Below are 12,767 nucleotides of genomic sequence, written 5' to 3' on the forward strand. Positions count from 1 at the left end.
ATGAATGACATGACCCTGAAATCCGGCAGCTTGAATATCATTGCGCCCCTTGAGCAGGAAGGCACCAAAGCGGTGGTGCGCACCTGGTTGAAGAAGGCCGGTGATACGGTACATAAGCATGAGCCCGTCGTGGAGTTGGAAACCGACAAGGTGGTGGTGGAGATTGCCGCGCCTGGTGACGGTACTCTGGAGATCATCCTGGGTAACGATGCGGATGCAGCGCCCGGCGCAGTGCTGGGGGTGATCAACCTGGGCGGAGCTGAAGAGGTGGTCGCCCCAGTACCGGCGCCGACCGCCGAAGCGACTGGGGATTTACCGGTGGTGTTTGACCCTGAGCTGCGCCTGTCACCGGCTGTGCGCAGGCTTTTGAGGGAGCACAATTTGGATCCGGCAGCCGTTGAAGCGAGCGGCAGAGGCGGACGCCTCACTCGTGAGGACGTCATCACGTTCGTGCAGGACAAACCGGCAAAAACCGTCAGCCCAACCGCAGCGCAATCCGTGATCCCGGCGTCCCAGGTCACGGCTGCTTCCGCGCCCCTTGCCGCCACCTCAGGAGAGCGCGGTCCTCAGGTCAGCGCCCACGTTCCCCATAGCAGCATGCGCCGCAAGATCGCTGAACATATGCAGCATTCAGTGAGCACCGCCCCTCATGTCACGTCGGTATTTGAGGCCGACTTCAGCGCGATCATCGCCCATCGCAAAAAATATAAAAAACTATTCGCCGACCAAGGGGTGAACCTGACGTTTACCTCCTATTTCGTGGCCGCCTCGGTTCAGGCGATGCTGGCCGTGCCGAACGTGAACAGTCGCTGGAACGACGATTACCTGGAAGTGTTCAAGGACATCAATGTTGGCGTTGGTACCGCGTTGGGGGAGGCCGGGCTGATTGTCCCGGTGATCCACCGGGCCCAGGAGTTATCCATTCTCGGTATCGCGTCACGGTTACAGGGCCTGACCGAAGCGGCTCGTAACGGCAAGCTCAGGTCGGGTGATGTGCAGGGCGGTACGTTCACGATTTCCAACCACGGCACTTCAGGCTCCTTGTTCGCTACCCCGATCATTATCAACCAGCCGCAGTCGGCAATCCTGGGGATCGGCGCCCTGGAAAAGCGTGTGGTGGTTCGAGAAATAGACGGGGCAGACAGCTTCCAGGTTCGGCCAAAGGCCTATGTGTCACTGACGATAGATCACCGCGTGCTCGACGGCAGCGTAACGAATGCCTGGCTGAGTCGCTTTGTGGAAGTGATTGAACAATGGCCTTTGGAAGGCTGACTGGTCCTGAGCCAAAAACGCGACCCCAGTCGCGTTTTTTTTGAAAGAAAAACATCTGACCTTAAAACAAACGGACGGGAGTCTGATTTTGCCAATTTTCCAGAACATACAAGTCTTGCCCAATGATCCGATCCTGGGGCTTGCAGATACCTATGCCCGCGATATACGAAGCAAAAAAATTGACCTGGGTATTGGTGTGTACAAAGACAGCTCCGGTAAAACGCCGGTACTTGCATCTGTGCTGGCGGCAGAAAAATGGTTGCTGGAGAACCAGATCACCAAGGCCTATGTCGGTTCAGAGGGATTGCCGCAGTTTAATCAAGCCATCCTCTCCCTGGTTTTTGGTGAGGATGCGCGCTTGAGTGATCGCTATGCCGCCGTCCAGACACCTGGCGGCACTGGCGCATTGAGGCTGATGGCCGAGTTTCTCAGGCGAACCGCCGTGCAGAACATCCTGATCCAGGTTCCCACCTGGACGATTCACGAAGAGATCTTCAAGCGCGCCGGCCTGCATGTTCAGACGTGTCAGCACCTGACGGATGACGGCGATTTTAATGCTGGTGCTCTGCTGACGGCACTTGAGGCGCTGTCCCCAGGCGATGCCGTGCTGCTCCATGCGTGTTGCCATAACCCGACCGGTATTGACCCCGATAAAGATCAATGGCGTTCGATCCTTGAGGTGGTGAGCCGCAAGGGTCTGCTTCCACTGTTCGATATGGCTTATCAGGGCTTCGGTGCTGGGCTGGAGGAGGACACATGGGCGCTGCGGCTGTTTTGCGATGAGCTGCCCGAAGTGATCGCGAGCATTTCGTGCTCGAAAAACGTTGGGATCTACCGCGAGCGCACCGGTGCCTTGCTAATCAGTTGCGCTGAGCATCTTGTGCTTGAAGCGGTGAAGTCACAGATCATTGATACGGCTCGCTGCCTCTGGTCCATGCCTCCCGCCCATGGTGGGGCGGTAGTCGCTCACATACTCACTATCCCGGCACTGACAGAGCTGTGGCGGCAAGAAGTGCTGGAAATGGGGGAGAGGATCAAGATGCTCAGGAATGGCCTGTGTGCGGAACTTCGAAAAATTGATGCCTATCAGGCATTCAGCAGTATTGAATCGCAGAAGGGGATGTTCTCTTTCCTAAATCGCACGCCCGGGTATGTGCAGCATTTACGTGAAAGCAGTGCGATCTACATGGTAGGGAACGGAAGAATCAATATCTCGGGCTTACCGTTTGATCGTTTGGACGAAGTCGCCGTTGCTTTGAAGTCAGGTCTTTCCGGCGGGCGGGTTTGAAACGGGCGATTGCCTGAAGCTTTACTGAGTAATTCTCATCCAGGCCATGGTGCTCGCTTGGATGACTGGCACGATGGCGCGACGAATGGCGGTGCATTTCTCCACTTTTGTGAGGAATGCATCGTCTGATCTATTGTTCGGGTTCGTCGGGCCGATCCTAATGTTTTTGTTCGTCGTTCCTTTTTATGCGTTTTGGGCACTGATGTACTCGAACAACAAATTACTCATACAGATTGAGGGGAATACTGCAAAAATGACTAATGCCGCGATCTACGCGGATCACCATCAAAGCAACATCTATCCTGCTGATAGTCATCTGAGAGCAGACTCAAGATTCAGATAGCAATCAAGAACTCTTGCTTGGTATGAGCGCAGCCATCGCTTACCTTGGCTCAACTTACTGACCCCTTGGGTCGTTCTCTGCCGGTAATGGTCACGAAGCGTGATGGTCAAATCCGATGCAAATTACTGGTCAGGTCGAATGCAAATGGGTGGGCAAGTCAGTGCAATTACCCACCATAGCCAGAAGTATGCCAGCCAAAGAATTGGATGGCTTACGCTAGTCAGCTTCAAAGCAAGGAGCTGTTATAGAATTTTACATAGTCGAGTGCAGGCGCGGGATTGGTGCGGGCTATATTTATGCTCTTGGCTCCTACGAACTTATTAAATCTGACGTAGAGAAATCACTGCATTAGGAGCATATCGACATCGCTAACTTTCAGTTGTAAGCCGCTGCCTTGCGATATGGTTTATAACCATGGTCACGCTATTGGCAGGCGCGTGACTTTTATCCTTTATCAGTAGCACCTGTTGCGCTGAATGGGGTTAAAGCCCGCCTATGCCAACCCAGTGGGCTCTCTAGCTTTTGCTTAAAAATTTAAGCTTTCGTCATTCCACGTCCATGTCCCCATCTTCGCCTGCAAATAGCGCGTTTTGATGACCCAATAGAAAATTGACATGGGATTTGATGCCAACCATTTGTCCACAATTGTAGTAATCATGGCACAGCGATTCGAAACCGATCAGCGTTTCAACGGGTGTCGCGATAGAGATATATCCAATTAAAACGGCTTTACCTGGATCCGATGGATGAGTGTTCATATGATAAATTGCGAAGAAACCTTCATGCTCCTCGTCATTGCATTGCTGAATTTCCCAGTGGGAATCTTTGCCCAGCTCCTCATTGTATTGCTTGATATATTCTTCTGACTTGTAATTCATGATCATCTCCTTTTTTGTTATGAGGTAATTGTAAAATTGGAGCAAGCAGGGTTGCAACTATCTTGCTTGTGGTTTTTTTCAATATGTGATGGCCAGCGGTGGAGAGTGGAAAATTGTGACTTGCTCTTTAGCAACGTTAAGAAGTACGCCGTGAAGATATTGATGTGGCCACAGAATCGAAGCCATCGCGCTGGCAAAATAAGGGCGCGTCGGCAAGACTATGCTGATCGCCGGTATTTGCCGAGTGGAAACTCTGTGAGCTCACGCTTCGTCAACCAAAATATTTTTGTAGATAGCCCCTTGAAATTTTTTTTGCGCGACGGATCTCTATATTTGAGGACAACAAAAAAAGCAGCGATCTCGGCGCCCCACCTGCTGACGATCCTGCCGAGAAAACGGCGTTGGTTTTTGCTTTTGCAGTGCTTATGCTTCTGGTCTTTTCTTGCGATTTATCCTGCTGACGCTGATGTGTGACTGCCCTATGGGCATAGCAAAATCGCCACTTCGCGGCGTAAGCCGCTGCTTTCCAGTTTGATCTCAAACAACGAGTCATTTTTTTAAAAAATACCCGTGTCGGACAACTTTCGTGCCCGTGAGGTCCGCTTATGAACTGGATAGAACAGGTGGAAGATGAGCTTGAGTTTCAGGTTTGGCGCTCAACGCAGCAGGCATGTAGCGCTGCGGCATTTGTGCGCCTGATTGAAGCGGCGCTCGACAGCTACAATCGTGTACCTAGGTACGATTGGCCCACTCGTCTGCACGTAAAGCAGTATTGCGCGATAAATCAGGTCAGCTTTCAAGCCTGATTTTCGCTGTGTGGGACGGGGTGCTGGTGAGTAGAGGATGTTCACGATTTGATGGCGATACAGATTGCATTGTAATAGCTTTCGCCTAGCTGATTTTAGGGCATTGATGGCATCAGTTGACGGCATATGGAGCAGTAGCCAATGGATTATCACATCTTCAACATCGGCTCCCCTTACATCAATGAGTGGTGGAGTGAGCTTCGGCAAAGGGGAGTCATCACTGCCGGGTTTTCCGGCGACCCCGGAGATCGAGGTGAAATCATCCTGCGCGACATGGCCGAAGGAGACTGGCTCATCGCTTACTGCAACCAGCGTGGTTATGTCGGTGCAGGGATCGTTTCAGACATCGAGAGTTACGTCTTATACGACGAGGATGTGCCTGGGTCTCTGTCGGATCATCGTCATGAGCGGGGCGTTACATGGCTCTATACCGTAGAGAACATCGCAAACGCTGTAACGCTCGATGAAGTTAGCCAATCGGCCCCCAGACAAACAAAGGAACGCGAGCGGGACGTTGGCGTTGCTGACAAAATTATTGAGCTACTAAAGCGCCGTAGCACCGCAGCCAAGCCAGCAAAATACTGGCGCGTATTGTCCGCGGTTCAGGCTATTGGCCGACCGTGCTCTATCCGGGAAATTCAGACTTGGTTGTCGCAGCACCATCCGGATGAATTCAACGGCGATGCCCGTGAGAATGCGACGTTGTTGACCGTCAATGACGTCAACCGGCGCCACTATGACCGATACCGTAAAAGCTTCAGAACCGATGGCGGCCATGCGATGGATGCGCTCTTTCGAGAAGGCTCCAGGCGCAACGTAACCTATCAGCTGTTTCAACCCATTGTGCACGGGATCTGGGATATCGAGCGCGAGGTGGGTGGGCGTTTCAGGGTGGTGCAGATCGAATCAACTGACTTCGAGCAGGCGCTTGCTGAGGCGCACAAGCAAGTGACAGACGAAGCGCTCAATCCCATAGAATCTGAGGAGGATGAGCGACGTCGCCAGCAAGGGGCGATAGTGATCCGTGAGGGGCAGGGCGTTTTTAAAGCGGCGCTTCTTTCTGCCTATGACCGACGCTGCGCAATGACCGGTTGCGCCGTCCTCGAGATACTTGAGGCGGCCCATATCAAACCTTACCTGGGCGCCCACACTAATCGCACCGACAACGGCCTGCTATTGCGTGCAGACATCCATACGCTGTTCGACAAGGGCCTCATATGGATCGATGAGCAACTGCATATTCAGACGTCGGAGCGATTGCATGGTAGCGAGTACGCCTTCCTTAAAGGAAAGCCACTACGTGTACCCACTGATGCATCAGAGGGGCCTCACCCAGATCATTTGGCTGCTCACCGCAAAGTATCTGGACGATAGCAGAGGGGCCGTAGAGTCGTAACTGAATCGTGCCTCTTGCCAGTCATGGTTCAAAGCCTCAATGCGTCGGTGTTCAGAGAGAATGCAAATGACCGGTGAGGTCAAATACAAACGGGGTGGGCAAGTCAGTGCAATTACCCTGATTGGGCTCTTGCCCCCCTTCCTTCATTGCGACGAATCTAGTCGGCGCCGCGAACCAGGAGAAATTATGAAAGACGGTGAGCCGCTAAATGTTCCATGTCTCGAATCCAGACCCTCAGGAATCGACGCCAATCATGAGCATAGCTTCCTTCCGAAAAACGTTCGGCGAGTGCATTGGCTGCTTCGAATCTCGTTCGCCAAACTTGAGGAATGTGCTGGTCTAGAACGATCACGAAATGGTGGCCGTCGCTGCTTTCGTACGGCGTTTCTGGCACAGAAGCTCTCAACTCCTCAATCGTCATAAATTGAGCATCCCCATGAGGATGTTCGAGATCTTGTCGATCAATTTCATCGAGAATGTTCAGGTGAGGTTTTGCGCGGTCATCACCGGGTCGCAATCCCTCCAAATTCCATAAAGCCGCCCGCCTTGCACGCTCACGTTGCCACAGGCTTTCCAAATTGACCGCCATCAAGGTTTCCTTAATACATTCACATTTTACGCTAGCGCGTATCGGCAGGAGCGGATTCTATTCCAGCCACCACCTTCCTGGACGAGCTGGGCGTTTCAACAGGAAGCGTAATTGTACGCTGTTGGACGTTTAGATCTGAATGCCCGCGTCGCACACTCTTCAAACAAAAAAGGTGGAGGTGCTCTAGCTCAGCCTATGTCAAAAAGGCGACTCCACCGATGACCCTTTTTCGATCTCACAACCGGTCGCTTTGAAGGTAAGCGTCTGGCGAACACACCTATGAATGTGTTGAACCGAAGATAAGGGCATCAGCATTTCAATTGCTCATAGGCTCGGGCCATGACTTCCCAGGTTCTCGCGTCGGCAGGAATCAGATGCTCAATACGCAGCGACTCCATCGTAATGTCGAGAGGCATGCCAAATGTTGTAAAAGTTGACATGAATTTCAGTTCCCCGTGCCTTGAGTCGAGCCGCGTCAGTACCAACGGAGGCAGTTCGTTTGTCAACGTGGAAGCCTCTTGAGGCATGGGGAGGCTTTTCAGAAGCGTAGCGAGCCCCGGGTTGCTCAGGGCCTCTCTAGCTGCCCTTTGCCAAGCAATCAATCTGATTTCCTCGACGTTGTTCAGATGATCGCCCAACCCTCCAGGCTCCAGCAGCGTTACCAACAGATTTAGGCCTTCTGCCGCATCGGCACTCAGGCCGACCAGATCGAACAGCACTCCAGTGCTGGCGTTGGCTGCCAATATCTCCCACTGACTCCCCAAGACAATCGCTGGTGCGGGGTTGTTGGCATGAAGGAGGTGAGTTATAGCGTCACGAACAGCCTCCATGCTTGGCGAGGTAAGAGGTGTTGCTTCGTAGCGCGGTGCATAACCACTGGCGAGAAAGACACTGTTGCAGTGCTCTAGAGGCGCATCGAGTGCCATGAGTAGGTTATGCAGAGTGCCTGGGCTTGGCTTGGCGCGCCCTGTCTCGATGCAGCTGAGGTGGCGCTGAGAAATACCTGACATCAAGGCGAGGTCGAGTTGGCTCAATTTTGCCTGACGTCGCAGTTGACGCAACTGCTCACTTGCAGTGATGGAGGGTGTCGTTCGAGGAAAAGGTCGGGGGCTCATTGTTCGACTCTGACGGCGCGAATTGGCTGAGTCCATGACCTGTAAGGTCATTGATCTCGTCGTGACAATATCGCTACCTTGTCAGCGTTGATCATCGCTTCTTGCTCAAGGAGGACAAATGAAAAGACCCTACCTCTCACTTGCCACATTAGTGATTTTTTCCTTGTATACGGCGGGTACCATGTTCGTTGCCGATCAATCGCTCATCGACTTCGGCCTGGAGTTAATATCCAGCCCGGACACTGCCCAAGTAGTTATTGACCTTTACCTGCTCGGCGTCCTCGCTTGCATCTGGATGTATCGGGACGCTCGTTCCAAAGGCCGATCTGCGGTCTCTCTTGTGCCTTACTTTCTGATAACGGCAGTCTTCGTATCGATTGGCCCATTGCTTTACCTCGTTATCAACGGATTCGCCAAGAAGAAGCTGCCTACGGATAGCACCGGTTACAGCATCAATATTTCGCGCAATCTCGACTAAAAGGAATGAAGAGGAAGTCCGTTGGCGTTTGGCAATTCCTTTGTTTCTAGATGTCCGGCCAACACGCCTTGCGTGATTGAATGGGCGCCCATCGATGCGGCAGCAACTCCGTAATCTCACTCGCCCGCTGCGTCGGCAGGCGAGTCAGAACATCCTTCAAGTAAGCATACGGATCATGCCCGTTCATGCGCGCAGACTGGATCAAACTCATGATTGCTGCCGCCCGTTTGCCGCTGCGCAGTGACCCGGCGAACAACCAGTTGGAGCGCCCAAGTGCCCACGGTCTTATCTGATTTTCGACCGCGTTATTGTCTATGGGCACAGCACCGTCATCGAGATAGCGCGTCAGTGCCATCCAGCGCTTGAGGCTGTAATCCAGAGCTTTGGCGATAGCCGACCCTTCGGGTACAAGGTCGCGCTGGGCCATCATCCAGGTATGGAGTGCGTCGATAAGGGGCCCCGCTTTTTCCTGACGTACTCGCCAGCGTTCTTCGTCGGTCATCTCCCGCGCCAGCCGTTCAATTTCGTACAACCCACCAATTGAGTGCAGCGCCTGCTCGGCCAGTTGGCTTTTGTTCGTCGCGTGCAGATCAAAAAACTTGCGGCGGGCGTGGGCCATGCAGCCGATTTCAGTGATGCCTTGCTGGAAGCTTGCTTTGTAACCACCAAAATCATCGCAAACCAGCTTGCCATTCCACGCGCCAAGGAAGTTGCGTGCATGCTCTCCCGCACGGCTTGGACTGAAGTCATAAACGACCGCCTTGAGCGCCGAATATGGCGTAGTGCAGTAGGCCCAGACATAAGCACGATGCGTTTTCCTCTCACCCGGGGCGAGCATCTGCACCGGCGTTTCGTCAGCGTGGATCACGCCTTGAGCAAGCACTGTTTCGCGTAGCGCATCGACCAAGGGCTGGAGCTGCACACCGGTTTGACCGACCCATTGCGCCAGTGTCGATCGGGCGATGGCGAAGCCGGCGCGGCCAAAGATTTTCTCTTGCCGATACAGCGGTAAATGGTCGGCAAATTTGGCCACCATCACGTGAGCCAGCAGCCCTGCCGTCGGGATGCCCTTATCGATGACCTGGGCGGGAACCGGTGCCTGAGTCAGTGTTTCACACTCGCGGCAGACCCATTTCCCGCGCACATGCTGCTCCACCGTAAACACGCCCGGCGTGTAATCCAGCTTCTCGCTGACGTCCTCGCCAACCCGCTGGAGCTGGCAGCCGCAGGCGCATTGGATGTTGTCGGGTTCGTGATAAATCACGGTACGCGGAAACTGCGCAGGCAAGGAAGCACGCTTGGGCTGCTTGCGTGGTTCAGCTTGCGCAGCCGGCGGATTCAACGCCTTCAGCTCGGCTTCAATGGCCGCGATGTCGGTGTCGAGCAAGTCGTCGAGCAAGCTGCCTTGGTCGGGACTCAATTGCTCACTGCGCTTGGCAAACTTGTTACGTTTGAACCAGGCGATTTCGTGGGTGAGTTGCTCGATGATGGTTTGGTCGCGGTCGTTCTTCTTGCCCATCCTGTCGACTTGCTGTCCGAGCGAATCAACCTGGGACAGCAACTGCGCAGCGAAAGCGCGCAGTTGGTCGGGGGTCATCTGATCGAGATTGGGCGAGGAAGTCATGCCCTGGATTTTACCAAAGCGGATCGCCTGCGGCAGCAGGCCGAGGCGCTAATTACAGCTTCTAGAGCAATGTGATTGCACCGCCAGCCCCAACGCGTTGCCAAGGCAGACCGAGCACCAAAGCCTGAAGTTGCTCGGCATCCAGCTCCATCTCGCAGCCTAGTCGAATGCCTGGCCAGTGAAACTTTCCTTGGTTCAATCGACGAGCAGCCAGCCAGACGCCAATCCCGTCATGCACCAGCACTTTCATACGAGTGGCGCGGCGGTTGGCAAACAGATAAGCACAGTGCGGCTTCGCCGCACCGAACACCGCGATCACTCTGGCTAACGCGGTCTCGGTGCCGGCACGCATGTCCATGGGCTCGGTGGCAAGCCAGATGGCGTCGATGCGAATCATTGCGTGAGTCCACGGACAAAGCGGGCACAGCCTTCAGGATCGGACGTTGGCCATTTCACTGATATCGATTGCTCGCCATATGGCAACTCAATAATCGCCGACCCTTCTGCCTGCCGTTTGGGTGTAGCTCTCAACGGAACGAAAGCCGGCAACGCCGCTGGTGACTGATCTCGGTAAAGCGGTAGCCACTTGCGGATCACGTTGGCGTTGATGCCGTGGCTGATGGCGACGCTGGATAGGGTTGCGCCCGGTTGCAGGCATTCCTGAACAACCTGGGCCTTGAAGGGTTTCGGGTAAGAGCTTCGATGGCGCATGGAAATCCTGACGTTAAGGGCGATCGCGTCCGCTTAAAAATACGCGGACACCATCGCCCTTAATGCTGGAGTTCGGAAGGTGTGTTGGCTGGACGCTTACCTTTGAAGAACGTCATGGGGTAGTGGATTCCGTCAATGAGCGATGGTGCAGGGGAGCACTGCGCTTGGCGAGCGTGCCAAACAATCCTGATAGGGGGATGCGTCAGGAGATGATGAGTCGAACTTCAGAATACGAGTTGATAAGCTATGGACGGTCTACTGCAAGTGATTCGAGTGACGCAGCAATTTAGACGTTTGAGGAGCCGATAAAGCCAGATTATTCCAAATTATGGTTCAGTCATAATTATTGATGAGCCGTAATTTTCGGTTGCTACCTCAGTTGTCGCCAGCCGCCCCTATTACGATGACCGATTTGCAATATACTATTAGTTAACTACTGAAGAGAGACCTGTCATGTCCAAACTCGTCGAATTCCGCCAGCTCGAAAAACACCTTGCAGAACAGATTCAAGCTCTCGAAGCGCTGAAAGGCGACGCTGGACTCAAGAAAGAAATCGAATTCGAAACTAAGCTGCGCGCATTGCTTGCGGAGTACGGGTACAGCCTGCCAAACGTGATCAACCTGCTTGATCCAAATGCAGGTCGTCGTGCTCCAGTCACCGAGTCAAAAGCAGGATCCCGTAAGCCTCGCCAAGTGAAGATCTACAAAAATCCACACACCGGCGAAGTCGTCGAAACCAAAGGCGGCAATCACAAGACTCTGAAGGAATGGAAAGCAGAACACGGCTCTGCGACCGTTGAGTCCTGGTTGACCAAGTGATTTTGGTTTGAGTACAAAAGGGGCCCAACGAACTCATGCCGGTCGGTTAAGCTGACCGGCATTTTTATTTTTTGGGGTATCCGGAGATCTAAGCCGGGTTTCACGGAAAGAAAGGCACCCCTTACTCCAAAAAGGCAAGACATGGGCTAGGGCCGCAGCACGCATCTAGACCATCGCCAGGCGATACTAACTTGCCTTTTTCTTGATTGCTCCCTGATGTGAGTCAGGCTGAATCGAGGTGTCAATGCTTCAGGGTGGACTTTGATCTCACTTGCTCGGTTGCCGGGGTCATCAATACACGGTTGAACAGCCCGGCATCACAGATTTCCGCCATTTCGGTCAGCTTGTCTTCCGGCAGTGCGACCACGATTGGCCCCGACCTGTCATTGACCGCTCGGTGGAACGCCTGGCTTATCAGTTCGTGAGTTCTGCGGGTGTCGTGTATTTGCACAATGAATTGCCCCGAGTTTTCTAGACACCTTGCAAGCTTATTGCGTGACGCTTTTCAAACTCTACCGGTGACAGATGATTGTTGAAACCACGGCGGCGTTTTGCGTTGTAAAACATCTCGATGTAATCGAACACATCGCTACGCATCTTGCTGCGTGGTGCAGATTTTCCGCTTGATCCGTTCCCGTTTCAGAAGCTGGAAAAAACTTTCGGCCACGGCGTTGTCATGACAGTTGCCTCGGCGACTCATGCTGGCAACCAAATTGTTCGCCTTCCAAAAGCTGCGCCAATCGGAGCTGTTTTACTGGCCTGCCTTGGTCGGAATGAACCATCACCTCTTGCTTCGGTTTTACGCCTCCAAACCGCCATCAATAAAGCATCAATGGCCAAATCACTGGTCATTTGCGACTTCATTGACCAGCCAACGACCTGAAGAGAAAACAGATTCAGCACCAGGTGAAGACGGTGTCCAGTTGGGACCACGATCTCCACCTATGTCCAGGCTCACTTGAGGTATGGTTTTTTTTGCTTTGTTGCACCTTCAATGGGAGCTTGCTTACAGCCCCTATGAGCGTCCGAAGGTGCCTCCCTCACTCACCAGGTCCAGCGCAACGTCGACGATCATGTCTTCCTGACCGCCAACCATGCGCCGCTTGCCCAATTCGACGAGGATGTCGAGGGTCTTGAGGCCGTATTTAGCGGCGGCGATTTCGGCGTGGCGCAGGAAGCTTGAGTAGACGCCGGCATAACCCAGCGCGAGCGTTTCGCGGTCGACTCGAACCGGACGGTCCTGCAGCGGCCGAACGATGTCGTCAGCCGCATCCATCAGCGTATAAAGGTCGGTGCCGTGATTCCAACCCAGGCGCTCGGTCGCGGCGATGAAGACTTCCAGCGGCGCGTTTCCGGCCCCCGCGCCCATGCCGGCGAGGCTGGCGTCGATGCGATCGCAACCTTCTTCGACAGCGGTAATGGAATTGGCCACACCCAAGCTCAAGTTG

General features: G+C 53.8%; 14 protein-coding genes and 2 pseudogenes. 7 read left to right on the top strand and 9 right to left on the bottom strand.

All coding sequences use genetic code 11. From position 1 onward, the window contains the following. Entirely contained in the window at positions 1-1,272 is a 1,272-nt protein-coding gene (locus tag EIY72_RS26550; RefSeq protein WP_093215799.1) for a dihydrolipoamide acetyltransferase family protein, read from the top strand. Positions 1,273-1,312: 40 nt separating this feature from the next. After that, a complete protein-coding gene (locus EIY72_RS26555) occupies positions 1,313-2,560 on the top strand; it encodes an aromatic amino acid transaminase (protein WP_223434678.1) in 1,248 nt (415 codons plus the stop codon). An 888-nt stretch (positions 2,561-3,448) separates the two neighbouring features. Here the strand turns inward: EIY72_RS26555 and EIY72_RS26560 are convergent. Further along, complete coding sequence (locus EIY72_RS26560; RefSeq protein ID WP_093215812.1) at positions 3,449-3,781, bottom strand: hypothetical protein; 333 nt, start codon at positions 3,779-3,781, stop codon at positions 3,449-3,451. A gap of 605 nt (positions 3,782-4,386) precedes the next feature. On the opposite strand from EIY72_RS26560, the gene EIY72_RS26565 reads away from it, so the two are divergent. Next, positions 4,387-4,587 (top strand): hypothetical protein, encoded by a 201-nt coding sequence (locus EIY72_RS26565; protein ID WP_093215817.1) that lies wholly within the window; start codon positions 4,387-4,389, stop codon positions 4,585-4,587. A gap of 141 nt (positions 4,588-4,728) precedes the next feature. Next, positions 4,729-5,961 (top strand): HNH endonuclease, encoded by a 1,233-nt coding sequence (locus tag EIY72_RS26570; RefSeq protein WP_093215821.1) that lies wholly within the window; start codon positions 4,729-4,731, stop codon positions 5,959-5,961. Between the two features lie 206 nt (positions 5,962-6,167). Here the strand turns inward: EIY72_RS26570 and EIY72_RS26575 are convergent, their stop codons facing one another. Both EIY72_RS26575 and EIY72_RS26580 read right to left on the bottom strand, forming a co-directional pair. Next, on the bottom strand, positions 6,168-6,572 hold the full coding sequence (locus EIY72_RS26575; RefSeq protein WP_093215826.1) for a hypothetical protein: 405 nt from the start codon (positions 6,570-6,572) through the stop codon (positions 6,168-6,170). Positions 6,573-6,880: 308 nt separating this feature from the next. Then, the gene (locus EIY72_RS26580) at positions 6,881-7,687 is read right to left on the bottom strand and encodes an MmyB family transcriptional regulator (protein WP_231985585.1); all 807 of its coding nucleotides are present in this window, start codon (positions 7,685-7,687) and stop codon (positions 6,881-6,883) included. 118 nt (positions 7,688-7,805) lie between these two features. On the opposite strand from EIY72_RS26580, the gene EIY72_RS26585 reads away from it, so the two are divergent. After that, positions 7,806-8,165 carry a DUF2834 domain-containing protein gene (locus tag EIY72_RS26585; protein ID WP_093215836.1) on the top strand — a complete coding sequence of 120 codons (360 nt, stop codon included), beginning with the start codon at positions 7,806-7,808 and terminating at the stop codon, positions 8,163-8,165. A 46-nt stretch (positions 8,166-8,211) separates the two neighbouring features. Here the strand turns inward: EIY72_RS26585 and tnpC are convergent, their stop codons facing one another. From tnpC to tnpA, 3 genes are all read right to left on the bottom strand, one after another. Next, entirely contained in the window at positions 8,212-9,789 is a 1,578-nt protein-coding gene (gene tnpC, locus EIY72_RS26590; RefSeq protein WP_093215840.1) for an IS66 family transposase, read from the bottom strand. A gap of 61 nt (positions 9,790-9,850) precedes the next feature. Next, entirely contained in the window at positions 9,851-10,186 is a 336-nt protein-coding gene (tnpB, locus tag EIY72_RS30175; RefSeq protein WP_047542313.1) for an IS66 family insertion sequence element accessory protein TnpB, read from the bottom strand. Next, positions 10,183-10,500 carry an IS66-like element accessory protein TnpA gene (gene tnpA, locus EIY72_RS26600; protein WP_093215845.1) on the bottom strand — a complete coding sequence of 106 codons (318 nt, stop codon included), beginning with the start codon at positions 10,498-10,500 and terminating at the stop codon, positions 10,183-10,185. Before tnpA ends, tnpB begins: the two co-directional genes overlap by 4 nt. A 62-nt stretch (positions 10,501-10,562) precedes the next feature. Here tnpA and EIY72_RS30260 point away from each other — a divergent pair, with 62 nt between their 5' ends. Next, positions 10,563-10,790 carry a DUF4113 domain-containing protein gene (locus tag EIY72_RS30260; protein WP_331717164.1) on the top strand — a complete coding sequence of 76 codons (228 nt, stop codon included), beginning with the start codon at positions 10,563-10,565 and terminating at the stop codon, positions 10,788-10,790. Positions 10,791-10,953: 163 nt separating this feature from the next. Beyond that, entirely contained in the window at positions 10,954-11,319 is a 366-nt protein-coding gene (locus EIY72_RS26605; protein ID WP_093215850.1) for a histone-like nucleoid-structuring protein, MvaT/MvaU family, read from the top strand. Between the two features lie 241 nt (positions 11,320-11,560). Here the strand turns inward: EIY72_RS26605 and EIY72_RS30225 are convergent, their stop codons facing one another. The 3 genes and pseudogenes from EIY72_RS30225 to mhpE all read right to left on the bottom strand — a co-directional run. Further along, positions 11,561-11,686: a hypothetical protein gene (locus tag EIY72_RS30225; protein WP_269457289.1), complete on the bottom strand. Its 126-nt coding sequence runs from the start codon at positions 11,684-11,686 to the stop codon at positions 11,561-11,563. A 104-nt stretch (positions 11,687-11,790) separates the two neighbouring features. Beyond that, positions 11,791-12,231 (bottom strand): annotated as a pseudogene (locus EIY72_RS26615) (DDE-type integrase/transposase/recombinase); the annotation flags it as partial. Positions 12,232-12,334: 103 nt separating this feature from the next. After that, positions 12,335-12,767: pseudogene (mhpE, locus tag EIY72_RS26620) on the bottom strand (4-hydroxy-2-oxovalerate aldolase); the annotation flags it as partial.

Origin of the sequence: Pseudomonas vancouverensis (assembly GCF_004348895.1) — a bacterium.
Taxonomy (GTDB): domain Bacteria; phylum Pseudomonadota; class Gammaproteobacteria; order Pseudomonadales; family Pseudomonadaceae; genus Aquipseudomonas; species Aquipseudomonas vancouverensis.

What these genes read in the sequence shown, in the direction of transcription:
- EIY72_RS26550 (WP_093215799.1), top strand. Translation starts at nt 1, where the DNA reads ATGAATGACATGACCCTGAAATCCGGCAGCTTGAATATCATTGCGCCC.
- EIY72_RS26560 (WP_093215812.1), bottom strand. Translation starts at nt 3,781, where the DNA reads ATGAATTACAAGTCAGAAGAATATATCAAGCAATACAATGAGGAGCTG.
- EIY72_RS26565 (WP_093215817.1), top strand. Translation starts at nt 4,387, where the DNA reads ATGAACTGGATAGAACAGGTGGAAGATGAGCTTGAGTTTCAGGTTTGG.
- EIY72_RS26570 (WP_093215821.1), top strand. Translation starts at nt 4,729, where the DNA reads ATGGATTATCACATCTTCAACATCGGCTCCCCTTACATCAATGAGTGG.
- EIY72_RS26575 (WP_093215826.1), bottom strand. Translation starts at nt 6,572, where the DNA reads ATGGCGGTCAATTTGGAAAGCCTGTGGCAACGTGAGCGTGCAAGGCGG.
- EIY72_RS26580 (WP_231985585.1), bottom strand. Translation starts at nt 7,687, where the DNA reads ATGAGCCCCCGACCTTTTCCTCGAACGACACCCTCCATCACTGCAAGT.
- EIY72_RS26585 (WP_093215836.1), top strand. Translation starts at nt 7,806, where the DNA reads ATGAAAAGACCCTACCTCTCACTTGCCACATTAGTGATTTTTTCCTTG.
- tnpC (WP_093215840.1), bottom strand. Translation starts at nt 9,789, where the DNA reads ATGACTTCCTCGCCCAATCTCGATCAGATGACCCCCGACCAACTGCGC.
- tnpB (WP_047542313.1), bottom strand. Translation starts at nt 10,186, where the DNA reads ATGATTCGCATCGACGCCATCTGGCTTGCCACCGAGCCCATGGACATG.
- tnpA (WP_093215845.1), bottom strand. Translation starts at nt 10,500, where the DNA reads ATGCGCCATCGAAGCTCTTACCCGAAACCCTTCAAGGCCCAGGTTGTT.
- EIY72_RS30260 (WP_331717164.1), top strand. Translation starts at nt 10,563, where the DNA reads ATGCTGGAGTTCGGAAGGTGTGTTGGCTGGACGCTTACCTTTGAAGAA.
- EIY72_RS26605 (WP_093215850.1), top strand. Translation starts at nt 10,954, where the DNA reads ATGTCCAAACTCGTCGAATTCCGCCAGCTCGAAAAACACCTTGCAGAA.